General features: G+C 54.1%; 23 protein-coding genes. 10 read left to right on the top strand and 13 right to left on the bottom strand.

Going from position 1 to position 21,399, the window contains the following annotated elements:
• On the top strand, window positions 1–2,337 hold a 2,337-nt coding region (locus K5905_RS01210; RefSeq protein WP_297579248.1), incomplete at its 5' end, for a vitamin B12 dependent-methionine synthase activation domain-containing protein.
• Between the two features lie 565 nt (window positions 2,338–2,902).
• On the opposite strand, the gene K5905_RS01215 is transcribed toward K5905_RS01210, so the two are convergent.
• A complete protein-coding gene (locus K5905_RS01215) occupies window positions 2,903–3,523 on the bottom strand; it encodes an NAD(P)H-dependent oxidoreductase (protein ID WP_297579251.1) in 621 nt (206 codons plus the stop codon).
• Window positions 3,524–3,669: 146 nt separating this feature from the next.
• Between K5905_RS01215 and K5905_RS01220 the strand changes: the two genes are divergently transcribed.
• The gene (locus K5905_RS01220) at window positions 3,670–4,548 is read left to right on the top strand and encodes a LysR family transcriptional regulator (protein ID WP_297579255.1); all 879 of its coding nucleotides are present in this window, start codon (window positions 3,670–3,672) and stop codon (window positions 4,546–4,548) included.
• Between the two features lie 89 nt (window positions 4,549–4,637).
• On the opposite strand, the gene K5905_RS01225 is transcribed toward K5905_RS01220, so the two are convergent.
• Together K5905_RS01225 and K5905_RS01230 are read right to left on the bottom strand one after the other, a co-directional pair.
• Window positions 4,638–5,279: a LysE family transporter gene (locus K5905_RS01225; RefSeq protein ID WP_297579258.1), complete on the bottom strand. Its 642-nt coding sequence runs from the start codon at window positions 5,277–5,279 to the stop codon at window positions 4,638–4,640.
• 98 nt (window positions 5,280–5,377) lie between these two features.
• Window positions 5,378–6,067, bottom strand: a complete 690-nt coding sequence (locus K5905_RS01230) for a winged helix-turn-helix domain-containing protein (protein WP_297579260.1) — start codon at window positions 6,065–6,067, stop codon at window positions 5,378–5,380.
• An 81-nt stretch (window positions 6,068–6,148) separates the two neighbouring features.
• Between K5905_RS01230 and K5905_RS01235 the strand changes: the two genes are divergently transcribed.
• From K5905_RS01235 to K5905_RS01250, 4 genes are read left to right on the top strand one after another with little or no spacing between them, the layout of a single operon-like run.
• A complete protein-coding gene (locus K5905_RS01235) occupies window positions 6,149–6,481 on the top strand; it encodes an NIPSNAP family protein (protein ID WP_297579262.1) in 333 nt (110 codons plus the stop codon).
• Window positions 6,478–6,822, top strand: coding sequence for an antibiotic biosynthesis monooxygenase (locus K5905_RS01240; RefSeq protein WP_297579264.1), 345 nt, complete (start codon window positions 6,478–6,480; stop codon window positions 6,820–6,822). The genes K5905_RS01235 and K5905_RS01240 overlap by 4 nt, the downstream gene beginning before the upstream one ends.
• A gap of 10 nt (window positions 6,823–6,832) precedes the next feature.
• Window positions 6,833–7,753, top strand: a complete 921-nt coding sequence (locus K5905_RS01245; protein ID WP_297579266.1) for an EamA family transporter — start codon at window positions 6,833–6,835, stop codon at window positions 7,751–7,753.
• A complete protein-coding gene (locus K5905_RS01250) occupies window positions 7,750–8,172 on the top strand; it encodes a cupin domain-containing protein (RefSeq protein ID WP_297579268.1) in 423 nt (140 codons plus the stop codon). The genes K5905_RS01245 and K5905_RS01250 overlap by 4 nt, the downstream gene beginning before the upstream one ends.
• Before the next feature lie 188 nt (window positions 8,173–8,360).
• On the opposite strand, the gene K5905_RS01255 is transcribed toward K5905_RS01250, so the two are convergent.
• Together K5905_RS01255 and K5905_RS01260 are read right to left on the bottom strand one after the other, a co-directional pair.
• Window positions 8,361–9,800: an ATP-binding protein gene (locus K5905_RS01255; protein ID WP_297579271.1), complete on the bottom strand. Its 1,440-nt coding sequence runs from the start codon at window positions 9,798–9,800 to the stop codon at window positions 8,361–8,363.
• Window positions 9,797–10,528, bottom strand: a complete 732-nt coding sequence (locus tag K5905_RS01260) for a response regulator (RefSeq protein WP_297579348.1) — start codon at window positions 10,526–10,528, stop codon at window positions 9,797–9,799. The genes K5905_RS01255 and K5905_RS01260 overlap by 4 nt, the downstream gene beginning before the upstream one ends.
• 230 nt (window positions 10,529–10,758) lie before the next feature.
• On the opposite strand from K5905_RS01260, the gene K5905_RS01265 reads away from it, so the two are divergent.
• Together K5905_RS01265 and K5905_RS01270 are read left to right on the top strand one after the other, a co-directional pair.
• On the top strand, window positions 10,759–11,769 hold the full coding sequence (locus K5905_RS01265) for a calcium-binding protein (protein WP_297579274.1): 1,011 nt from the start codon (window positions 10,759–10,761) through the stop codon (window positions 11,767–11,769).
• Between the two features lie 198 nt (window positions 11,770–11,967).
• Window positions 11,968–12,969, top strand: a complete 1,002-nt coding sequence (locus K5905_RS01270) for a hypothetical protein (RefSeq protein WP_297579277.1) — start codon at window positions 11,968–11,970, stop codon at window positions 12,967–12,969.
• Window positions 12,970–13,007: 38 nt separating this feature from the next.
• Here the strand turns inward: K5905_RS01270 and K5905_RS01275 are convergent, their stop codons facing one another.
• The 5 genes from K5905_RS01275 to K5905_RS01295 all read right to left on the bottom strand — a co-directional run bounded on the left by K5905_RS01275 (window position 13,008) and on the right by K5905_RS01295 (window position 16,117).
• Entirely contained in the window at window positions 13,008–13,595 is a 588-nt protein-coding gene (locus tag K5905_RS01275) for a YceI family protein (RefSeq protein ID WP_297579280.1), read from the bottom strand.
• 158 nt (window positions 13,596–13,753) lie between these two features.
• Complete coding sequence (locus K5905_RS01280; protein ID WP_297579283.1) at window positions 13,754–14,134, bottom strand: VOC family protein; 381 nt, start codon at window positions 14,132–14,134, stop codon at window positions 13,754–13,756.
• A gap of 14 nt (window positions 14,135–14,148) precedes the next feature.
• Window positions 14,149–14,703 (bottom strand): thioredoxin family protein, encoded by a 555-nt coding sequence (locus K5905_RS01285; RefSeq protein ID WP_297579285.1) that lies wholly within the window; start codon window positions 14,701–14,703, stop codon window positions 14,149–14,151.
• Window positions 14,704–14,769: 66 nt separating this feature from the next.
• Window positions 14,770–15,780, bottom strand: coding sequence for a zinc-binding alcohol dehydrogenase family protein (locus K5905_RS01290; RefSeq protein WP_297579287.1), 1,011 nt, complete (start codon window positions 15,778–15,780; stop codon window positions 14,770–14,772).
• A gap of 46 nt (window positions 15,781–15,826) precedes the next feature.
• A complete protein-coding gene (locus K5905_RS01295) occupies window positions 15,827–16,117 on the bottom strand; it encodes a putative quinol monooxygenase (protein ID WP_297579289.1) in 291 nt (96 codons plus the stop codon).
• 98 nt (window positions 16,118–16,215) lie between these two features.
• Between K5905_RS01295 and K5905_RS01300 the strand changes: the two genes are divergently transcribed.
• Window positions 16,216–17,106: a LysR family transcriptional regulator gene (locus tag K5905_RS01300; RefSeq protein ID WP_297579292.1), complete on the top strand. Its 891-nt coding sequence runs from the start codon at window positions 16,216–16,218 to the stop codon at window positions 17,104–17,106.
• A 728-nt stretch (window positions 17,107–17,834) separates the two neighbouring features.
• Here K5905_RS01300 and K5905_RS01305 read toward each other — a convergent pair.
• On the bottom strand, window positions 17,835–18,089 hold the full coding sequence (locus K5905_RS01305) for a hypothetical protein (RefSeq protein ID WP_297579295.1): 255 nt from the start codon (window positions 18,087–18,089) through the stop codon (window positions 17,835–17,837).
• A gap of 276 nt (window positions 18,090–18,365) precedes the next feature.
• Here K5905_RS01305 and K5905_RS01310 point away from each other — a divergent pair, with 276 nt between their 5' ends.
• Window positions 18,366–18,692: an AprI/Inh family metalloprotease inhibitor gene (locus K5905_RS01310; protein ID WP_297579298.1), complete on the top strand. Its 327-nt coding sequence runs from the start codon at window positions 18,366–18,368 to the stop codon at window positions 18,690–18,692.
• 213 nt (window positions 18,693–18,905) lie between these two features.
• Here K5905_RS01310 and K5905_RS01315 read toward each other — a convergent pair whose 3' ends face one another.
• Together K5905_RS01315 and K5905_RS01320 are read right to left on the bottom strand one after the other, a co-directional pair.
• Window positions 18,906–19,622, bottom strand: coding sequence for a sulfotransferase family 2 domain-containing protein (locus K5905_RS01315; RefSeq protein WP_297579300.1), 717 nt, complete (start codon window positions 19,620–19,622; stop codon window positions 18,906–18,908).
• Window positions 19,623–20,018: 396 nt separating this feature from the next.
• Complete coding sequence (locus K5905_RS01320) at window positions 20,019–21,233, bottom strand: hypothetical protein (protein ID WP_297579303.1); 1,215 nt, start codon at window positions 21,231–21,233, stop codon at window positions 20,019–20,021.
• Between the last annotated feature and the right edge of the window lie 166 nt (window positions 21,234–21,399).

A 21,399-nucleotide genomic window follows, 5' to 3' on the forward strand; every position in this document is an offset into this window, starting at 1 on the left:
GAAGAGGCCTTTATCGAACAAGCCAAACTGGTCCGTCGATACGGTGCTGCGGTTGTCATCATGGCATTCGACGAAAGCGGGCAGGCGGATACGTTCGAGCGGAAAACCGAAATCTGTGCCCGCTCCTATAAGGTGCTGACGGAAAAAGTCGGGTTTCCGCCCGAAGACATCATTTTCGATCCGAACATCTTTGCGGTCGCAACCGGCATTGAAGAACACAACAATTATGGCGTCGATTTCATCGAAGCCACAGGCTGGATCCGCGAGAACCTGCCTCATGCCCACGTGTCTGGTGGTGTGTCGAACCTTTCTTTCTCTTTCCGTGGCAATGAGGCCGTGCGTGAGGCGATGCACTCCGTATTCCTCTATCACGCCATTCAGCGTGGAATGGACATGGGCATCGTCAACGCCGGTCAATTGGCGGTATACAACGATCTTGACGAAGAATTGCGGGAACTTTGCATTGATGTTGTCCTGAATCGGCGGGATGATGCGACGGATCGTATGCTGGAAGCTGCTGAACGCTGGAAAGGCGAGGGCGGCAAGAAACGGGAAGCCGATCTCACCTGGCGCACCTGGGGTGTTGCCAAGCGGATAGAGCATGCATTGGTTCACGGAATTTCCGATTTCGTGGAAGAAGACACTGAGGAGGCCCGCAAGGCCTTTGACCGTCCGCTACACGTGATCGAAGGGCCGTTAATGGACGGCATGAACGTGGTCGGAGACCTGTTCGGCTCGGGACAGATGTTCCTGCCGCAAGTGGTTAAATCTGCCCGGGTGATGAAAAAAGCCGTCGCCTATCTGATGCCCTTCATGGAGAAGGAAAAACAGGAGCTGGGACTCACCGGCCATTCATCCGCCGGCAAGATCCTGATGGCAACGGTGAAAGGTGATGTGCATGACATCGGCAAGAATATCGTCGGCGTCGTTCTCCAGTGCAACAACTTCGAGGTGATCGATCTCGGGGTTATGGTTCCGGCTGCCAAAATTCTTGAAACGGCCAAGCAGGAAAAGGTCGACATGATCGGGTTGAGTGGCCTGATCACGCCGTCCCTGGACGAAATGTGCCACGTGGCTGCGGAACTGGAACGCGAGGAGATGAACGTGCCGTTGCTGATCGGTGGTGCAACAACCTCCAAGATCCATACAGCGGTGAAGATCCACCCGAATTACGAACGTGGCCAGGCGATTTATGTGACCGACGCCGGACGGGCTGTCGGTGTTGCCTCCAAGCTGATGAGCGAAGGAGGGCGGGATCCTTATTACGCGCAGGTGCGCAGCGAATATGCCGATGTTGCTGAAAAGCATGCCGCCGGTCGGGGTACGCAGCAACGAACGCCGATCGCTGCTGCCAGGGATAACGCCTTCAAGTCTGATTTTATCGGAAAGCCACCGGTCGCTCCCAGGAAACCGGGAACGACGGTGTTTGAAGATTTCCCGCTCGAAGAGCTCGTACCGGTAATTGACTGGACGCCGTTTTTCGCGACCTGGGAAATCAAGGGTCGTTATCCGGCGGTGTTGACCGACAATCGTTATGGTCCTGCGGCAAAGGCGCTTTATGACGACGCTCGTCGGATGCTGGACGAGATTGTCGAGAAGAAGCTCTTGACTGCGAAGGGCGTGGCAAATCTTTGGCCGGCCAATGCGGTTGGAGATGACGTTCGACTGTTCACCGACGAAAGCCGGACTGAAACACTCGGCACTTTTCATACTTTGCGCCAACAGATGGCAAGAACGGCTGGCGGACGCGCCAATGTGGCGCTCAGCGATTTCGTCGCGCCGCTGGAGAGCGGCATCAATGATTGGATAGGGGGCTTTGCGGTGACGGCAGGTCATGGAGAAGACGATCTGGCTGCTCGCTATGCCCGTGAAGGAGACGACTACAACAAGATCCTCTCACAGGCGCTTGCCGACCGTCTGGCGGAAGCATTCGCCGAGAAGCTCCACGAGATCGTCCGGAAGGATCTCTGGGGGTATGCAGCGGACGAGACTCTCTCCATCGATGATATCATCGGTGAAAAGTATCAGGGGATCCGCCCGGCAGCTGGCTATCCGGCACAACCGGATCACACTGAAAAGGATACGCTTTTCAAGCTGCTCGACGCTGAACGATTGACAGGTATACAGCTAACCGAAAGCCGGGCGATGATGCCGGGGTCTTCAGTTTCTGGGCTGTATTTCGGTCATGCGGATAGTCACTATTTTGGTGTCGGCAAGATTGAGAGGGATCAGGTGGAGGATTATGCCGCCAGAAAGGGCTGGGACATTGCCTATGCCGAGCGCTGGCTTGCTCCAATCCTGAATTATGATGCAGCGCGCATGGTTGCTGCGGAGTAAGTCACTGCCGGTCGCGCACTGCGATCAGGTCTTCTGGAACAGTTACAGCCTTCGCCGGGAACCCGGCGGAGGCTTTTTGTTTTGGGGTCAAATTAATTGACGTTGGGAAAGCAAAGGAAAAATAGCAAAATATGCACAAGGTGCACTCTTGAAAAGTGCACAAAGTGCGCTAACATTGATCTTAAGAAGTTGCTGCGTTTCAGATTGTGGGCGACTGAAGGAGAACAAGATGAATGTGCACACGGCCAAATTGATATTGGTGAAGCATCGCCAGGACTACAATCGGGATCGCCTACCATGGTTGCCCGCCCGGCTGTACAGGTCCTGGAAAGAAGCATCACCCAACGTTCAGGAGCCTCCAAAAGGATCCTGATGCAGGGCCAAACCCGATAAGGCCCCAAAAGCCATAAAAATATGACCCCAAATAACGTTTGTGATACCCAGACGTTGACCCACCTCCTGGAAACCCGGCTCCGGCCGGGTTTTTTGTGTCCGAGAGGACGCCTGCCGGATTGAGCAGGAAGCGGGGCAACGCGGGCCTTGTTTTGCAGAGCGGGAAACGGCGTCAGGCCGGAGTCAGGTCGCGGCCGACGAGTGAGACGATTTGTGCACGGGCGGCAGCAAGACCAGCCTGAGCTGCTTCTTGTCCCAAGGCGAGGCCCTTGGCGTGGATGAATTCAATATCGGTTATACCGAGATGGCCAAGCGCCAATTCAAGATAACCGGTTTCGAAGTCCATGGAGGTACCGAGAAAATCTCCACCTTGGGCAATTACGATGATCGCTCGAATTCCGGTCAGAAGTCCCTTTGGTCCTTCGTTGGTGAAACGGAAGGTCTCGCCGGCACGGGTCACATGATCGATCCATGATTTTAGCGTGGAGGGGATCGTAAAATTGTACATTGGCGCGCCAACCAACAGCACATCGGTCTCTCTGAGTTCCGCAATCAATTCGTCTGAAATCGCAAGGCCTTCTATTTTTGTTGCAGAGGTGACTGTGGCGGGAGCCGAAAAGGACAGAAAAGTGGTCTTATCCAGATGCGGGATCGGGTCTTTGCTCAGATCCCGCTTGATGTGCCGCATGGCAGAGTGCTGCGCCAAAAGCCTGTGCGCGACTTCGTCGGCGAGCTTTGAAGTCTGAGACTCCGCACCATGAATGCCGGAGTTTATCTGCAAGAGAGTTTTCATCTTTCGTCCTGTGTCTCGGTGTCTGGAGCCGGGGTGAAATCCAACTGGATTGGCTGGTTCCGTTGGAACGCAGGACAATTTTAATTCTCTTTTCGAATGGTAATAAGTTAACTAGTATTGATATTATCAATATATTGAGGTTTGAATTGACCAGTCTGGACCAGCTCAAAATGTTTGCCGCCGCTGTGGAAACCGGTAGCTTTTCCGCTGCCGGGCGAGCCCTGGACAAGGGGCAATCGGCTGTCAGTCTTGGCATAGCCAACCTGGAAATCGATCTCGGACTGGACCTTTTCGACCGGACCACCCGCAAGCCTCAGCTCACGGAAGGCGGGGAAAGACTGTTGCCATTGGCGAAGGCGATCCTGACACAGGTTGAAGATTTCGACGCAGCGGCACAAAGCATTTTTGCTGGCGAGGAAACGCGTGTCCGGATTGTTCTGGATGATGCGATTTTACTTCCTTCGCTCAGCAAACTTCTGGTCGAATTCGGCGTCCGATTTCCGGCAACACAAATCGAGTTTGTTTCCGCAGTCAGTCCAGATATTCCTGAAATTGTTGTGAATGGCGAAGCAGACATTGGATTGATGTTCTCGGGAAGCAAGGTTCAAAAGGGAGTCGAACAGGCTTTCATCGGGAACCTGTCTTTCATTGCCGTGAGCAGCCCGGACTATCCGCTGGCAAAAATCACGAGCATCGGTGCCAACGAGTTGCTCCCTTTCAGACAACTTCTTTTGCGCAGCCCGCAGGGGAGTGTTCTCGATCAGTTTCCGGCACTTTCGACAAGCATCTGGTATGCCAGCAGCTTCCATGCCATTCGGGATCTGGTCTTACAGAAAACAGGCTGGGCTTATTTGCCCGAACACCTTGCCAATGAGGCGATAGCGGCGGGGCAGCTTGTAAAACTGAACTTGAGATTCGAGCACAAACACTGGAGTCCGCCGGTGGAGTGGGTCACCCTCAAAAATGCGCGGATGGGCCCTGCCATGTCCTGGCTCTCGGGCAAGGTCAAGAACATCCTGTCTTAGTTGAAGATGTCGCCCGCTTGCAGGCCGGACGGAATTCGCTGGATTTCAGCCCGAAACCGGAGACAGTATTTGCAGGTCTTTCATCACCGTCAATTCGAGCGCGTCAGCAGTCTCATACCGGCAAACGCGAAAAAACTTCCGAGAGTGAATTGTATTCCGCGCCGCGCGCGCCCGTACAAGCGGACCATGAGCGGGGTTGAAAACGCAATTGCATAAAGCACATGGACGACAACAGAGAGCACAAAAGTTCCAAGCACGATTGTCGCGGCGACCCAGAGCGGTGCTCCATTTTGCATGCCGAGCGAAATGATTGCGATCCAGGCGAGCGCAGCCTTGGGATTGGTGATCTGAACGAGATAACCTCGCAGCAGGAAACCTGTGAGCGTTCGTTTTTCTCCCGCCATTTTCTGAGCTTTGAGGTCCTGGCGTGCCGCAGCGGACTTGAAGGATTTGTAGGCCAGCCACAGCAGGTAAAGACCACCGAATATCTTGATGGCAGTCAAAGCCGAGGCATAGAGGGTCAGCAGTGTCGTCAGGCCGACGACCGTGAGCAGTGCCCAGGTCAGGGAACCGAAGGCGACCCCAAAAGCAAGCGCAACTCCGGAAGGTCTGCCCGCGCTCATGGACGTTCCTATTACGGCAATAAAATTCGGACCGGGACTTACAATGGCCAGAAGGAAGGCCGAGTAGGCGAGTAAAATTCCAGGCAGAAACTCAGATATTTGCAGCACCACGACACCTCTTACACTTTGCCTGTCAGACTAAAGCAAAATGCAACGGGAAGATTCGATGAGGGTCGAACTGTGCTGGAGAGATGGTGCAGGTACTATCAAGCGTCGGGGAAAAGTTTCTTCAGTGCTGCGTTTCCTCCAGACGAGAAATGCACAACCCGGCTGTTCTTCTCACGTCGCAACCAACCCTCTTCCTGAAACCGGTTCAGGAATGCGGCTCCAAGACTGCCGGCCAGATGATTGCGCCGCTCACTCCAGTCAAGGCAGGCCCGGCACAAGGGGCGCCGGTTCGCGGAGAGGGCTTCAAGGTCAATTCCAAAATCGGTGACAAAGGTTTCACCGTCGGGCGAAAGGCCAAGGCCGCCTTTGTTTGTGGATGTTCTGAGGAATCCTCGAGTCTGCAGACTGTCGAATATCCGTACAGCCATGTCGCCGGCTAGATGGTCGTAACACACGCGGGCGGCACGCATCGCCGGATCTCTAGGTCCTGTGCGCGTTCGCAAGTGACCGCTTCGTGCAGCCAACCCCATGATCGCTTCAAGTGTCGCGCCAACTTCCGGGCCGGCAAGAGTGAAGTAGCGGTGGCGACCCTGTTTGGCCTGCGCCAGCAACCCGCCTTCCATAAGTTTCTTCAGATGCGAGCTTGCGGTCTGGTTGGTCACTCCGGCTTCCGTCGCGAGTTCGGTCGCTGTGAGGGCCTTGCCGCTCAACAGGGCGTTCAGGATATTGGCGCGTGCGGGGTCGCCAATCAGGGCCCCTATGCGGGCTATGTCAGGTCCATCTTTCATGGTTCGATCCTCATCGAAGCATTCACGTCGCAGAGCATGGCACACAAGAACCCACAACGCTACATCAAAGAGGCCCGATCCATGATCACATGTTTTATCCGCTATCACATTGACCCGAGCAAGAAAGCTGCGTTCGAGGAATATGCCCGCAACTGGGGGCAGGCAATTCCGCGCTGCGGTGCGAATCTGATTGGGTATTTTTCGCCGCACGAAGGCTCCACGACGCTGGCCTATGGTGTCTATTCCATCGAGGATCTGGCTGCTTATGAGGCCTATCGTGCACGCCTGGCCGAAGATCCTCTCGGTCAAGTGAACTATGCCTTTGCGCAAAAGGAGAAATTCATCTTGCGGGAAGACCGAACCTTCCTGAAACTGGCATCCGCGCCGCATGCTGAGGGAGGACTAAAAGTATGATAGCCGTGATTTTCGAAGTGATCCCGCATGCGGATAAAAAGCAGAACTATCTCGACGTGGCGGCTGAACTGCGGCCGCTGATCGACGAGATTGACGGGTTCCTGTCAGTCGAACGCTTTCAGAGCCTGACCAACCCGGAAAAACTGCTTTCCGTTTCGTTCTTTCGAGATGAAGCGGCGTTGGATGAGTGGCGTCGATTGACCCAGCATCGCAAAGCTCAGCGGGTTGGAAGGCACAGCTATTTCAAGGATTACCGCCTGCGTGTGGCACATGTCTTGAGGGACTATGGCATGGAAGACCGGGCAGAGGCACCGGAAGACAGCCGGGTCGAGAACGGCTAACGCATCCATCATGCAATCCCGCTCTTTCGAATATGCCCTCCTGGGCTGTCTCGCCCTGTTATGGGGTTCGTCCTACATGTGGATCAGTATTGCGCTGGAGACTATTCCACCGGCAACGCTGATCGCAATTCGGGTTGGACTGGCATCCGTCATCCTTCTGATGATCATGTCCTTCAGAGGCATCCGGATGCCTTTGGACTGGAGAACCTGGAAACTGTTCTTTGTTCAGTCACTGGTCAACAGCACCGGTCCCTGGTTGCTGCTTGCCTGGGGACAGCAATATGCCGGCACTGCCGTGTCGAGTGTCCTGAATTCAACTTCGCCTCTGTGGGTGTTTGCCCTGTCCTTTGTGGTGCTTCAATCGGGACAACGGCCCGGTGCACGGCAATTGATTGGTGCACTTGCCGGTTTTGGCGGCATTGTGCTGATTGTTGGCGTCGGTGCGCTGGAAAATATCGGCGAAAACCTTCTGCCGCAGCTCGCGGTTCTGTTCAGCGCAGTTCTCTACGGCTTATCGGCATTACGTGGTCGGCTGTTTTCAACAATGCCACCAATTGTGCCGGCGGCCGGAACACTCATCTGCTCTTCGTTTGTGCTTGTTCCGGTGAGCATAGTTGTCGATCGGCCGTGGTCCCTGTCTCCAGATACGACAAGCATATGCGCCGCGCTGATCCTTGGCATTGTCTGCACGGCTCTGGCGTTTCTCATCTATTTCAGATTGCTGTCGACTTTGGGAGCCATGGGAACCGCCAGTCAGGCCTATCTGAGGTCCGGTGTTGGCGTATTTCTAGGTGTGGTCTTTCTTTCCGAGACCCTGGACCTGGAAACCTTTGCCGGAATATGCCTTGCCATTTTCGGGGTTGTTCTGATCAACTGGCCCGGTACTCGGAAATTGCGAACTGCCGTATCTGCCGGCAAGGAGGTGCCATGAGCGTTCTGACCGTTTACGAAGCCGGATCCCGACCGACCACGCGTGTCAATCCGGACTATTTCACCGGTACCGCGTGGTTGGATCCTGTCATCAATGCGCCTGCACCCGCACGGGCAAGGGTGTTCAAAGTGACATTTGAACCAAAGGCCAGAACTCATTGGCATACCCACCCGTTGGGGCAGGCTCTTCATGTCCTGGAAGGGGCGGGCTTTGTTCATCTCTGGGGGCAGGAGAAACTGTCGATACTGCCTGGCGACGTGATCTGGATACCGCCCAATATCAAGCATTGGCACGGTGCCGGACCGCATACGTCTCTGGTTCATCTGGTCATTCAGGAAGAACTGAACGGTGCTGCGGTCGATTGGCTGGAACCGGTCGATGAGGCGACTTATGCAGGTGAACTGGAAGCAAGGCGCTAGTTAGACCAGGCAAGTTGACCAGAAATCGATTGGTCGATGACCGGAGATCTGCGCTTGTATTGAGTCGATCCTGAAATGTTCTTTGATTTTCCGGCTGAATTGAGCCGGGCTCTCGCGGCTTGCGCAAGCGGCAGCCAAGCAGCTGTCACTTGCGCAACCCCTCAGTACACCAACCGTTCACTCAAGGATCAGCTACTCATCGGCAACCTGATTTCAGCTTCAAGGCCGCCCTTCGGACGGTTTTTCAGTTCAATCGTGCCACCATGGGCGTGGATGATCGAGCGGGTGATTGCAAGTCCGAGGCCGATTCCTCCGGTCTCCTCGCTTCTGGATTCTTCCAGACGCACAAAGGGCTCAAAGACATCTTTCAACCGCGCTTCGGGAATGCCCGGGCCTTCGTCAAGAATGCGAATGACAATTTCGTCTGCGGTCTTTGTCGCTTCGACGGAAACGGAATCTCCGTACCGGATCCCGTTCTCAATCAGGTTGCGCAGAGCTCGCTTCAGCGCCATCGGACGGCAGGACAACGAAATTTCCTCGTTGACCAGGACCCAGCAAACGTGCCCCAGATCCTGTTGGTCCCCGGCCAGACTTTCCAGCATTGCTCCAAGGTCGGTTATTTCGGCACTTTCGGAATAAGCCTCATCCTTGGCAAAGCGCAGCGCGGCTTCTGTCATGGCAGACATTTCTTCCAGCGTTTCGATCATTTTTTCCCGGTTTTCATCGTCTTCGATAAATTCAGCCCGCAGACGCAGAGATGTGATCGGGGTGCGCAAATCATGACTGATTGCGGCAAGCATGCGGGTTCTGTCGCGGACGAAACGCGTCAGACGACCCTGCATGTCGTTGAAAGAGGAGGTCAGCGCCTGAACTTCACTCGGTCCGCTTGGCGTCAGTGGTTCCTGTTCTTCACCTCGGCCGAATTTTTCCGCCGAAATGGCCAGATCCTTGAGTGGTCGGGTAACCCGGCGAACGGCAAGAGCGATGATCAGCACAATAGCAAGGGCAGTCAGCGAAAGCTGTACCAGCAAGGGAATGATCGCACCGGGAGGTGGCCGGTAACTGGTGGCGACGTTCAGCCAGCGCCCGTCGGTCAATTGAATCGACAACGAGAGATCTTCCGGCTTGTTCATGATCTTGCGAAGATTGTGAGGACGCTCGCGTTTGGGAACGGCACGCCAACTCTTTTCGTCATCCTTGTCCGGTTTTTTGCTGCGCGGGCCACGCTTTTCATCCGCGTGAATGTTGATGTGTACGGCCTGACCCTTGTGCAGCTGTTGGCTAAGGTAACCTTGCAGACCAATTTCAAACCGGGATGCCCCCCTTTCCGGTGCAAGCGGTGTGTCACCGATCCAGAACACGGCATATCGGCTGCTGCTGGCCTCCAAGATTCGGCCTTGCAGGGATTCCGGGGTATCTTCGATCAACTCGGCAATGGAAGCTGCGCGTGCAAGCAGGTTGTCCCGAACCGCTGCCACCATGGCAATGCGCCGCTCGTCCTGAAATATGAAAATGCTCAGAGCCTGTGCCGCCACAATCGCCAGCAGAAGCAGAACGATCAGTTGAGACGCCAGAGCTCTGGGCCACAGGAAATCGAGAGCCTTTCGAAGAAGGGCGGATACGTTCATTCGACGTGGTCTTTCACTTCAGCGGTAAACATGTAACCACCACCCCACACGGTCTTGATCAGTTTCGGATCCTTCGGGTCTATTTCGATTTTGCGGCGCAGGCGTGAGACCTGATTGTCAATGGACCGGTCGAACACCGCCGGGGCCCGGCCTGTGGTCAGGTCCAGAAGCTGATCGCGGTTCAGGACCATCTTGGGTCGTTTCAAAAAAGCGCACAGCAACTGAAATTCACCGCTGGACAGCGCGACAGGATTGCCGTCTGGATCCGTCAGTTCCCTGCGGGAAACGTTGAGTGCCCATCCGTCGAAATGCATCTTTTCCTGCTCGATCGGATCGCGTTCTTTAGGGGCCAGTGAAGTTCTTCTGAGAACCGCGCGAATGCGCGCCAGCAATTCACGCGGGTTGAAAGGCTTCGTTACATAGTCATCTGCGCCGACTTCCAGGCCTATTACCCTGTCGGTGTCGTCTGCCATGGCGGTCAAAAGGATTACTGGCATCGAACCGGTTTCCACCAGATGGCGGCACAGCGACAGACCATCTTCACCAGGCATCATGATGTCCAGAACGACGAGATCAATGGAGGCGGCCTTCAGGGATTTGCGCGCGTGTGCAGCATTCTCGGCCGTCGTTGCACGCAGGCCGTTCTTTATGAGATAGCGGGCAAGGGTCTCGCGAATGTCGCGATGGTCATCAACCACCAGAATATGCGGGCTCGGGTCGCTCACCATTGTCTCCATTCTTCTCTGCATGATCAGCCGCTCTCTGTTTAATACACTGATCTGCTTGTTTCTAAGGCCAAAATAATGTCTGGCAGGCCGTTGCGCGAACCGAACTTGTATCAAAGTGTGTCGCTCCCGCCCAGCGGTACAGATGGCGACACTTCAGGCCTCTGGCGAGGGTATTCTTGCGACAATTGCCTCCTACCTTCAGCTCATCAACGAACCAAGGAGTTGTTGGAATGAAACCGTTCAAGAAGATTGCAATTGCCGCTTTGGCTGCGAGCGTTGCCGGTACTGCACTGACTGCTGGTTATTCTGCCTCAGCCCAGACGGCAGCAGCAACCGCGGACGGGGGCAAGCAAATTCAGCAGACTGAAGGCAAGCGTTTTGCGCATATGGGTGAGCGCGGCGGCCGTCATGGCAAAGGTCATGGACGCGGCGGCCACGAGCAACGCGCCGAACGTCTGTTCGAACGTTTTGACGTCAATAAAGATGGTGTCATCACGCAGGAAGAAATCGATGAAGTCCGGGCACAGGATTTCCAATCCGCAGATGCCGATGGCAGCGGTGAAATCAGCCTCGAGGAATTCAAGGCAGCGTTTCTGACCCGGTCAAACGATCGCATGGTCCGGGCGTTCCAGTTCCTGGACGCGGATGGCGACGGCATTGTGACCCAGGAAGAAGTGGACACGGTTGCCAACCGTCTTTTCAATCGCCTCGACCGGGACGGCAACGGCACTGTTGAACGCGTTCGCGGCCAACGTGGTGCCAATGCCCAAAATGCGGAAAACGCAGAAAATGACGGCGAACGCGGCCAGCGGGCGGAAGCCCGGGACCGCAAGGGCCGAGGTGGTCACGAGCGTGGCCGTGGCGGACCTGCACGGATGTTCATGCAAGTGTTCGACACAAATAGCGATGGCACCGTGACCCGCGAAGATTTTGATGCGCGGCGTGCCGAGCTCTTTGCTCTTGCCGACACCAATGGCAGCGGTTCCTTCACTTTGGAAGACTTCGGTCCTTTGTGGTTGGCCGTTAACGAGAACCGTGTCGTTGACATGTTCCAGCGTGCGGATGCCGACGGTAGCCTCGGGATCACTGCCGAGGAACACGGCAAGCGCATGGAACGCCTGATGGATCGTGCTGATCGCAATAAAGATGGCGTGATCACCAAAGCCGATATTGAAAAAGGCAAAAAAGGCAAGAAAGGCGCAGACCGCGGAATGGGCAAAGGTAAAAAGCACCGCGGCTGAGGCCCGACGAGATGTTCCGGCATGCCCCCACTCCCGGAGCAGTTTCCTGAAGCTCAAACTCCCGTCTGAGTTACGGAAACGACTAGGGAGCCGCATCAGCGGCTCCCTTTTTGCTGTGCAGGTCATCGAAACGGACGTTACGGGAATCTCAAGAATTTTCAGCGATAACCTGTGCAAGATTTTTTACTGGGGGATCCCATGACCAAACCGGGACTGGAAGACTTTGTTGCTGCGAAAATCTCAAGTGGCACGGTCAATGAAGATGATGTCATTACCTTGCGTCGGTACATTTACGGCGACATGGCAGTGTCGCTCGATGAAGGCGCTGCGCTGTTCAAGTTGAACAATGCCGACCTGACTTTTGCCGATACCTGGTATGAGCTTTTTCCTGAAGCCATCGGAGACATTCTGGTTCATCAGGCCAAACCGGAAGGGTACGTATCCGATGACAATTCAGACTGGCTGATCGGGCAGATCTCCGTGGACGGTCATGTTTGTACACGAACGGAGCTGAACGCTGTTCTGCACGTTCTGGAAAAAGCCCGGCAGGCGCCGGCAGGCCTCGAGCAATTCGCCTTGAGAGCGGTTGCGGAGTCGGTCATTTCCGGCGAAGGGGCGACACGCACAGGAGCGGAATTGAGGCCGGGCGTGATTTCCGAGGCTGAAGTCGAGTTACTCCGCAGGGTGCTTTATGCCGGAGCAGGGTGCGGCGGCATTGCGATTTCCAAATCAGAAGCCGAAATTTTGTTCGACCTGAACGATGCAACCTTGGAAGCTGAAAACGATCCCGCCTGGTCGGAACTTTTTGCCAAGGCGATTGCAAACTATCTGATGGCGATGTCCGGATTTGCACCACCAGCACGAGACGTTGCCCTTGCGCGCGAAAACTGGCTGGAACAACCTGGGGGTTTTGAAGGCGGTCTTGGCGGGTTTTTCAGCAAGATGTTCAGCGGCGGTGTCGGTGGCATTCGTGATGCGTATGCCGATCGGTCGGATCCGGTGTCGGAGCGCGGCGCAGCCATGCGGGCGGAAATTGCGGTCAATGAAGTGGTTACGGAAGACGAAGCAACCTGGCTGGTAAACCGCATCGGCCGGGATGGTGTGTTGCACGAGAACGAAAAAGCACTGCTACGTTTCATCCAGGAGGAAAGCCCGAACATTCACCCGGCGCTTCGACCGTTAATGGACAAAACCCTATAAGGCATAGTCACAGAACTGAGCCTCATCTGTTATCTGGGCTATTCGTCAATCCGCATGGCTTCGGTTTCCAGGATCAGTTGGACCTCGTCTCCGACAAAGCCGTTGTCGACGGCATAGGTCATGCCATAGGCGCTACGGGTGACCGTTCCACGGGCACTGAGACCGAGTGTGAACCGGCCGTGGCCGAACGGATACTTCGCAGCCTTGTTCAGGGTTACATCCAGGGTGAGCGGATGGGTCTGACCGAGGAGGTTCAGTTCTCCTTCAACCGTTCCGGTGGTGGCGCTTGTCGGCGTGCCGCCGGTGGCGGTGAATGTCATAACCGGAAAAGTCTCGACATTCAGGAAATCCCCGCTGCGGACATGACCATCACGAGCCTCGTTGAAGCTTTCAACGCTCGCGGTCTGCACGGTTATGATCACGTCCGACAGGTCCTGGGTATCCATGTCATAGGTGAAGCCGCCCTCAAAAGTGAGAAAAAGACCAAGCGTGTCGGCATAACCCAGGTGATCCACCAGAAAGGCGATGGTCGTGTGTTCCGGGTCGAGTTCATAGCGATGCGGTTCGCCGAGCGCCGCCGTGGCACCAAGCGTCAATGCAGCAATTCCTGCGAAAAGTCTGGTCATGATTTGCCTCACCAAATTCAATCTCGGCATCCGGAATTTTTTTAAGAAAACCGGCGTCTTGAGAGAAACCTAGTGCGTGCAAAAAGGGCGGCAACGCGAGTGCCGATCACGAGCGCGCGTATGCAGGTGAAATCTTTGTCAGGTTGGACAGAACCCGTTCACTCATCTACCGGGAAGTCAACATGGATATGGTTGCCGTCTGGATCCCAGACATTATAGGCAACGGTACCTGTCGTTGCGACCTCAGATTTCTGAAACTCTTCGCCTCGATCTGTCAGCCTTTGTTCAAATTCCCTGGCTCCCGACGCAGTGAAAGCGAAATGTTCGAGTTTCAGTTCTACCTCCGAACCGACAGATTCTGCACCATCCATACCGACAAGATGGACAACCGCTGTATCGCCGGCATAGAGCCAGGCACCGGGGAACGGAAAGGGGGGTCTTGTGCCGGATTTCAGGCCCAGAACCTCCGTATACCATGCGACCAGGTGATCGAGGCGCGTGGTGCGTATGTTGACATGGTCGAGCTTGTTGATCTGCATCTTGATCGACGTCCTTAAGGTTTCCATTTGATGGAACAGCCGATCGAGGGGATCTGGTCTTCAGGCCCCCGACCGGTTTCGGCGATCTGTTTCATCGCCTCAAAGAGATCCCGGCGCAAGTCCTCAGAACCCGCATTCATGCACGTGGCATCCAGACGCCCACGGTATTGCAAGCCGAGATCCTTGTTGAAGCCGAAATAATCCGGTGTGCAGACAGCTTCGTAACGTCTGGCGACCTCCTGCTCCGCATCATGCAGATAGGGAAAAGGGAAGCTGTGCTTTTCGGCCATCAGCTGCATATTGTCGAAATTATCTGCCGGATAGGCGACATGATCGTTGGAGCAGATGGCAACCACGCCAATGCCGTGATCTTTCAGTTCATGCGCATCTCGGACGATCTTGTCCATCACGGCCAGCACAAACGGGCAGTGATTGCAGATGAACATGACGAGCGTGCTCTTTTCACCGGCAACATCCTGCAGACTGTAGTGCTTGCCGTCGGTCCCCGGCAACGTGAACTCAGGAGCCTGCCAGTCAAAATCGCATACGGGAGGAGTGAGTGCTGCCATGTCTGCCTCGTGATTGATACTTCGTCGGATGATAGCGCAGCCGGAGGCCCGGCTGCACTCAACTTTTTAAAACCCTTCGATCACAACCTTGCCCTTGGCAGTTCCTGTTTCAATCAAGGCATGTGCCTTGCGCAGGTTCTCCGCGTTTATTGGCGCCAGAACCGTATCAAGCGTTGTACGAATGCGCCCGGCGTCGATTTCCTTGGCGACATAAGTCAGCAGGCGATGCTGCTCGATCATGTCAGGGGTCTGGAACATGGCGCGGGCGAACATGAACTCCCAATGCAGGCTGGCAGCCTTCATTTTCATCGTTTCCATCGGCATTGGCTGGTCGGTGTCGTCAATCGTCACGATGCCACCCTCCGGACGGATCAATTCGACGGCAGCGCTCCAGTGGCGCATGTCGTTGAAGATGGCGATGTGGTCGACATGCTGAAACCCGAGCGCGCGCACCTGGGCCACCATGTCTTCGCGGTGATTGACAACCTCGTCGGCACCGAGCTCTTTCACCCAGGCAGTGGTTTGCGGACGGGAGGCGGTCGCAATGATTTTGAGGCCCGCTGCCTCTGCAAGCTGGATGCCGATGGAACCGACGCCGCCGCCCGCACCGATGATCAGGATGCTTTCGCCCTTGTTACCACCATCGCGGTCAATGCCAAGGCGGTCGAAAAAAGCCTCATAGGCTGTCAACGTCGTCAACGGCAATGCAGCAGCTTCCGAAAAACTCAGGGATTTCGGCTTGGCTCCGACAATACGCTCGTCCACCAACTGGAATTCGGCATTGGAACCGGAACGGGTAATGTCGCCGGCATAATAAACCTCGTCGCCTGGCTGGAACAACGTCACATCCGGACCGATTGCTTCGACTACACCTGCAGCGTCCCAGCCGAGAACACGTGGCGTTTCTTCTATTGTTTCCTTCGGTGCGCGCACCTTGGTATCCACCGGATTGACCGAAACGGCCTTGACCGCCACCAGAATGTCGCGGCCTTTCGGGGTCGGTCTCGGCAGGTCTACATCCAGGAACGATTTCGGATCTTCAATGGGCAGATAATGAGTGAGGGCAACAGCTCTCATGGTTTTGCTTTCCTTGAAAACTAAAGGCAGGCAGACACGGGTTCAGTCAGCCGATGACCGTCATTTCGTTGAGTGTAAACTCGGCAACAGCACCATCGGTGGCTTCCATATAGGCGGCCAGATGCGGCGCGTTCATGTGAACCTGCCACAGCTCGCGGCTTTCCCAGTTCTCGTAGAACATGAAATGTGCCGGATTTTCGTTGTCCTGATGCAGGTCGTAGTTGATGCAACCTTGTTCAGCGCGGGTAACGTCGATCAGCTTGATGAGTTCGGACTTCACCAGGTCGACCTTGTCCGGGTTGGCTTTTATGTTCGCAACTATTGTCAGTCTGGCCATTGGTTTGTCTCCTTATTTGGCGATAGCGGCAATGTAGTCTCTTGCTATTTTCGGATAAACGGGCAGGATACGAATAAACAATCCGGAATTTCCGTATAATGTTGCTCGATAACATCTCCCTGTTTCTGCTTATCGTTGAAAAGGGCAGTCTCGTGGCGGCCGGCAGAGAAGTCGGCTTGTCACCGACGACCGTGTCGGAACGGCTGGCGGCGCTCGAAAGTCACTATGGTGTGGTTCTTCTCAACCGTACGACACGGTCGATCAGCTTGACAGAGGAAGGTCGAACTCTTGTTGAGGGAGCCAAGCAGGTTCTGGGAGAGGTTGAGGATCTGGAGACACGGATCCGTTTCGGTGCGCAAAGGCTCTCCGGACCGATCCGGATCAGCACACCAAAGGATCTCGGCCGTACAATTGTTTCTGAAGCAATGGCACGTTTTCTGGCAGAGCATCCCTCCATCTCGATCGATCTGCACCTTTCGGACGGCTATGTCGACATCGTCGGTATGGGGATTGATCTGGCCGTTCGTTTCGGGCCGATCAGCGACAGCAGTCTCAGGGTCAAGCAACTGCCTTCCAGACGGCGGATCTTGTGCGCGGCGCCAAGCTATCTTGAACTGCACGGCGTGCCGAGAACGCCGGCGGACCTGAAAGACCACAATTGTCTGGTGATGCGTTTCGGACAAAACATCGACAATGTCTGGCGCTTCGGGGCGACGGCGGCGAAACAGATCGTCACGGTAAGAGGCAACCTCATTGCCAACGATGGTGCATTGGTGCGCCGTTGGGGCCTGGAGGGCAGGGGAATTCTTCTGAAGTCGGAATTTGATGTCGGCGACGATATTCGCACCGGGCGCCTGATCGAACTTCTCCCCGAGCACGCTTCACCGCCGGTCCCTTTGCAACTCCTCTTCCCTCCAAGCCGCGCACAGCCAAGGCGGGTGGGTGCCTTCGCGGACTGTTTGGCAAAAGCGTTTCGGGATTTTGGATGAGGGAAAGTCATGGCGCCGGTGACGCAAAGCGATGATTAACTTGAAGGAACAAAAAGAACCTCGCAAACCTCTTCGTGGGCAAAATTTGCGAGGCTAAATTGGGGGTAGGGTTTCGCTACCACACACTGACCCTACGCTTTGTGGTGACAATGTAAATAGCCCATAAGGACTGTCAGACTCACTTTAAGCGCCTCAGGGTGGCAATCGGATTGGTTTTCGTTGGATATCCAGCGTCTATCAAAGTGAAATTGGCCGCCGGTCCGGTGTTTTTTGGGCTTGCAACGTACCAGCGGCCAAAGCTGGAGGTGGGGTCCAGCATTGCTGTGACGGGGCAAGTCACTAGCAATAAATTGAATATAGGTCAAATTAACATTGTCAAATGTGACAGGAATCACACTTGATGCTTTTACTGACTTGCAAGACAATTCTGTGCCGTTGGAACGCCGGGATTGACCTGTTCGTCACGGCTGGTCACCTGAATCTGAAGTTCGTCTCATTTCTCAACGCACTCCGAACGGGCTTCAGATTTAAAGAGCAACCGGTAAGTGTATGTTTCCAGTGCGGTTTAAGGTATGAAATTCGCTACGAAGCAAAATGCATAAGTGAGGCGAATATCAAATCACCGCACTCGCAGGAGCGTCTGTTTGGGTAAGCTGTCCCTCAAGCATCTTGAGTTTTCAGCCGTTGACGCAATAGAGCCTGCGTTTTCCGCGCATCGGCATCCCGGTTCACTCATGCGGGTCGAAAATCGTATCAATTGCCTGAAACATCGTTTTGTAGACACCGATTTCGTCCTTTGCGAAATCGCCATGCGGGATTGTCTTTTTTGCTTCGTTGATCAGATCGGCCTTGATCGCGTCGAGATCGACACCCGATCCATCCATGCGGTTTGAAAGCTCCATATGCAATCGCTTGGCAATCCCTGCATATGCCACGATTGCCGTCACCATGTGCGTCGGTTCCTCAGGGATCGGGATCTTCATGATTGCTAATTCCATTTTGTGAATGAGTACGGTTCATCCACATATATGATTGTTGGGTTTGTTTGTTAGCATAGTGAATTGAACGAGCGGTTCAGGGATTTCTGAGTGCTTCTTTGGCTTCGCACTTAATGGTTGCAATCCCAACCGTGTTTTTGTGACACTTCAGGCATTGATGTTTTTTCGCACTGGGTCGCCGTTATGAGACATAAAATTGTTTTCCTGAGTTTAAGTTTGTTGTTTCTATCGGCTTGCAACACCACTTCCACGAGCCCGGGAGTGTCCCCTCCGTCTGGAAATGAACCTCCACCCGTTGCACGCGGCATCGTGGGAGAATGGAACTTCAAGGCAACGGACAGTGTTTTGTCCTGCCGCATAAAGGTGTCCGGATCTGATGATGACCAGGAGGGCAATGCGACCGATTACGGCTGTATAGGTCTCGACAACTTCTTCATGGTCAGGCGCTGGAAGCGGGAACGGGGAACCATTGAATTTTACCGTTTTGCCTATGATACACCAGTGGCCAGCGTGTACCGGGTCAATCGCGATGAATTTCGTGGAGAGTTGCTGCCTTCGGGTCGGGAAATTGTCCTGACAAGACGATAGCCGGAATACGAAGAAATCGGCTTCACAGGTGTGCCTTGCGCAAGGATATTGAGCAGGGCAGGAGGCGGCTTTGCGAGAACAATCTCCAGCCCGCGCTCGATCTTAGGCTATTTCGAAATTTTGCAATGCCGCGATGTGTTTCGGCTCCCGGTTCCTGGCATCCGGTCTCCGTTTCGCTGGTGGCGACCGGGTGCCGGGATTTGGGGACTGGATTCAGTGCGCGCCGCAAACCGCTCTTTCGACAGGACCGGGAAACAGAGTGTCCACTTCTGGCGGGAGTTGGTAGTGCTTGTTCAACAACGCGTAGTCCCCCATACAATAGAGCGCCAGCTGCTTGCGGGCCGATTTGGACAGATCTTTAAAATAGATTTTCTGACCTCCGGTTTGTTCTCTTCCAAGTTTCAGATTTTGCGATGTTTTCTCGGAAATAAAGTCGACCAGGTCGGTCAGTTTCTCGAGCGGATAGACTTTTTGAAAGTAGTCCAGCGACGGGCCCAGAAACTTGGTTGCGGGATCGGTATGATGCTTGATCGAGGTGGACAGTGCCCGATACTTTTCCAGATTGAGAAAGAACTCATCGGGTGAAGGATCCGGGCTAATTCCCAGTTTTTCCGCAAGATCGGTATCGATGCGACGTTCGGAAAGTTCACGGTGAAAAACCACCCGGTTACTGTAGGCGGACAAGAGGCGGCTGATCGGATCTCGAATGACAGTGACCCGCGTTTTTGTCGCGTGTTCGCTATGCGACAGATCAGAAAAATAGGGCGTACCGTAACCTGCATTGTGGATGTGCATGAGGGTACCGTTTTTCTTGTAGTTTTTGAAAACCCGGTTTTCATTCAAGTGAAAGAAAAGCAGTTTCAGAGAGGTGCATGCCGTTTTGGGCATCGGAAAATAGACAATGTCATGGTTTTTGAGAGGGATGGCCATGATTGAACTCGTTTGATGGTTGTTTGTCAGAAATGCAACTTCAGACAGTATATTTTTGACAATTAAGTAATTGCAACTATTAAATAGTTTGATATTAGAATTATATTGCAGATAATTTTACAGGAAATGTGATTTTGAGTAATAATTGTGCGGCTTTAATTTATTATGTGAGTATTGTTTTGAATTTAATGTCCTGTGAGTTGCTTGTTTGAGTTTTTTTGTGGAATTTTTGCAATTCATATTCATGAATATTGTGAAAATCAGAATAAATTCTCCGCTTTATTTCCTGATGACTTCAGTGGAGGCAAGCGACACTACTCCAAACAACTGAAAATGCACCATTGCTTTGTTTGATGCGTTGAGTTGCACCGGGGGTAATTCCAATTTCAAAAGGTGTTAGCCGGTCGTCGGCGGACCGCCCATTCCCCCCGGAGGAGGTGAGCGTTTCACAGGACCGTTCGCGGTCTTGTTTGCGCCGAGTTGACCTTTCTTTCCCTTTCGCCTGAACCAGGCCAAAATTGCTCCAACACTTCCGACGCCAAGCAGGCTGAGCAGCCCCTGGGTCGACTTGGCGAACTCTCCGATGGCAGACATCACGCGTCCGGCGCGCGTCCAGAAATCCACGGTAACGGTGATTGATTTTGGAAATTCATCGACCTTGAGACTGATCTCCTGGTCGCCGAAGACTACCTTGTTACGTACGCTGACCAGCAATTGACTGGCGTTTTCATCATCTGGCCTGACCGTCCATTCGAATGTGTCTTCTTCGCCATCGGGTATCGTTCGCCAGACAAAGCCCTCCGGTTCGATGGTGAAGCCGGCGCCGCTCAGCTTGATGCCGACTTCCGGTGTTGTTCTGGTATCGGGAACATCAATCGTTTCCGGTTCCGCTGTTTGCCTCATCAACCCTTCTGCCGTCTGCGACGGTGCAACCGAAGTTTCACCGATCAGTCCACGCGTGACGGTAATAAAGGCATTGTGTTCCTTGTTGTGCTGCATGTCCGGAAAGAATTCACCAGTGACAGAGGTGACGCGTTGTTCGCGGCTCTCAACCTCTTCCAGAATTGCTTTCCGGATATTGCTCGGCGCGTCCCTGTAAAGGGTCGCCAGTTCACCGAGTGAAGACATCTGGAGGTTTCGCAACAACTGAGGGTCGTTTTCACAACCGGCCAAGTGCGGAGAGTTTGTGCAATTGACCTGTGGGAATGTATTGGGCGGAAGATTGTAACCGGGAGAATTTGTGGTCGTTCCACCATTGAATTTGCCGACAACCGTCCCGCTGTTGCCTATGCCAAGACCGGTGTTCCCGCGATCCGTCCCGCCCCAGCCGGGGCTGTTTCCAATGTTGCCGTTTCCGTACCAGTAACTGCCGGATCCATCGGTGGTCGAGGTTTCGGTGCCATCTCCACCGGATGCCGGTTCGATCAGTATGATATCCGAAACGTCGTGATCATCATCTGTTGTGGAAACCGGGGGAGGTACAATGTCGACAGATGTTGGAGCATCTGCATTCTGTGCTTTGAAAGAATTTGTTAACCAAAATGCAGCGCCTGCAACTATAACGGCGATTAAAGCGCCGAATATTACCAGTGTTTTATTTTTCTTCTCCATGACCCACCTTTGATGCGGTCATTTAAATAAGTATTTTCGGAAGTAGTTCGTTTTAACGTTGCGGAATTATAGCGCACTTTTGCTGGTTGCGACAGGTCTTCCCGGATATCTGAGTCCAAATGCAGAGGGAAACTCATCCCTACGGCGAAATTCTCCGCCGGACCAA

Origin of the sequence: Roseibium sp. (assembly GCF_025698965.1) — a bacterium.
In the GTDB taxonomy this organism is placed as follows: domain Bacteria; phylum Pseudomonadota; class Alphaproteobacteria; order Rhizobiales; family Stappiaceae; genus Roseibium.

Excerpts from the sequence above, each read along its gene's own strand:
- K5905_RS01215 (WP_297579251.1), bottom strand. The coding sequence starts at position 3,523 with ATGAAAACTCTCTTGCAGATAAACTCCGGCATTCATGGTGCGGAGTCT.
- K5905_RS01230 (WP_297579260.1), bottom strand. The coding sequence starts at position 6,067 with ATGAAAGATGGACCTGACATAGCCCGCATAGGGGCCCTGATTGGCGAC.
- K5905_RS01235 (WP_297579262.1), top strand. The coding sequence starts at position 6,149 with ATGATCACATGTTTTATCCGCTATCACATTGACCCGAGCAAGAAAGCT.
- K5905_RS01240 (WP_297579264.1), top strand. The coding sequence starts at position 6,478 with ATGATAGCCGTGATTTTCGAAGTGATCCCGCATGCGGATAAAAAGCAG.
- K5905_RS01245 (WP_297579266.1), top strand. The coding sequence starts at position 6,833 with ATGCAATCCCGCTCTTTCGAATATGCCCTCCTGGGCTGTCTCGCCCTG.
- K5905_RS01250 (WP_297579268.1), top strand. The coding sequence starts at position 7,750 with ATGAGCGTTCTGACCGTTTACGAAGCCGGATCCCGACCGACCACGCGT.
- K5905_RS01255 (WP_297579271.1), bottom strand. The coding sequence starts at position 9,800 with ATGAACGTATCCGCCCTTCTTCGAAAGGCTCTCGATTTCCTGTGGCCC.
- K5905_RS01260 (WP_297579348.1), bottom strand. The coding sequence starts at position 10,528 with ATGGTGAGCGACCCGAGCCCGCATATTCTGGTGGTTGATGACCATCGC.
- K5905_RS01265 (WP_297579274.1), top strand. The coding sequence starts at position 10,759 with ATGAAACCGTTCAAGAAGATTGCAATTGCCGCTTTGGCTGCGAGCGTT.
- K5905_RS01270 (WP_297579277.1), top strand. The coding sequence starts at position 11,968 with ATGACCAAACCGGGACTGGAAGACTTTGTTGCTGCGAAAATCTCAAGT.
- K5905_RS01275 (WP_297579280.1), bottom strand. The coding sequence starts at position 13,595 with ATGACCAGACTTTTCGCAGGAATTGCTGCATTGACGCTTGGTGCCACG.
- K5905_RS01280 (WP_297579283.1), bottom strand. The coding sequence starts at position 14,134 with ATGCAGATCAACAAGCTCGACCATGTCAACATACGCACCACGCGCCTC.
- K5905_RS01285 (WP_297579285.1), bottom strand. The coding sequence starts at position 14,703 with ATGGCAGCACTCACTCCTCCCGTATGCGATTTTGACTGGCAGGCTCCT.
- K5905_RS01290 (WP_297579287.1), bottom strand. The coding sequence starts at position 15,780 with ATGAGAGCTGTTGCCCTCACTCATTATCTGCCCATTGAAGATCCGAAA.
- K5905_RS01295 (WP_297579289.1), bottom strand. The coding sequence starts at position 16,117 with ATGGCCAGACTGACAATAGTTGCGAACATAAAAGCCAACCCGGACAAG.
- K5905_RS01300 (WP_297579292.1), top strand. The coding sequence starts at position 16,216 with ATGTTGCTCGATAACATCTCCCTGTTTCTGCTTATCGTTGAAAAGGGC.
- K5905_RS01305 (WP_297579295.1), bottom strand. The coding sequence starts at position 18,089 with ATGAAGATCCCGATCCCTGAGGAACCGACGCACATGGTGACGGCAATC.
- K5905_RS01315 (WP_297579300.1), bottom strand. The coding sequence starts at position 19,622 with ATGGCCATCCCTCTCAAAAACCATGACATTGTCTATTTTCCGATGCCC.
- K5905_RS01320 (WP_297579303.1), bottom strand. The coding sequence starts at position 21,233 with ATGGAGAAGAAAAATAAAACACTGGTAATATTCGGCGCTTTAATCGCC.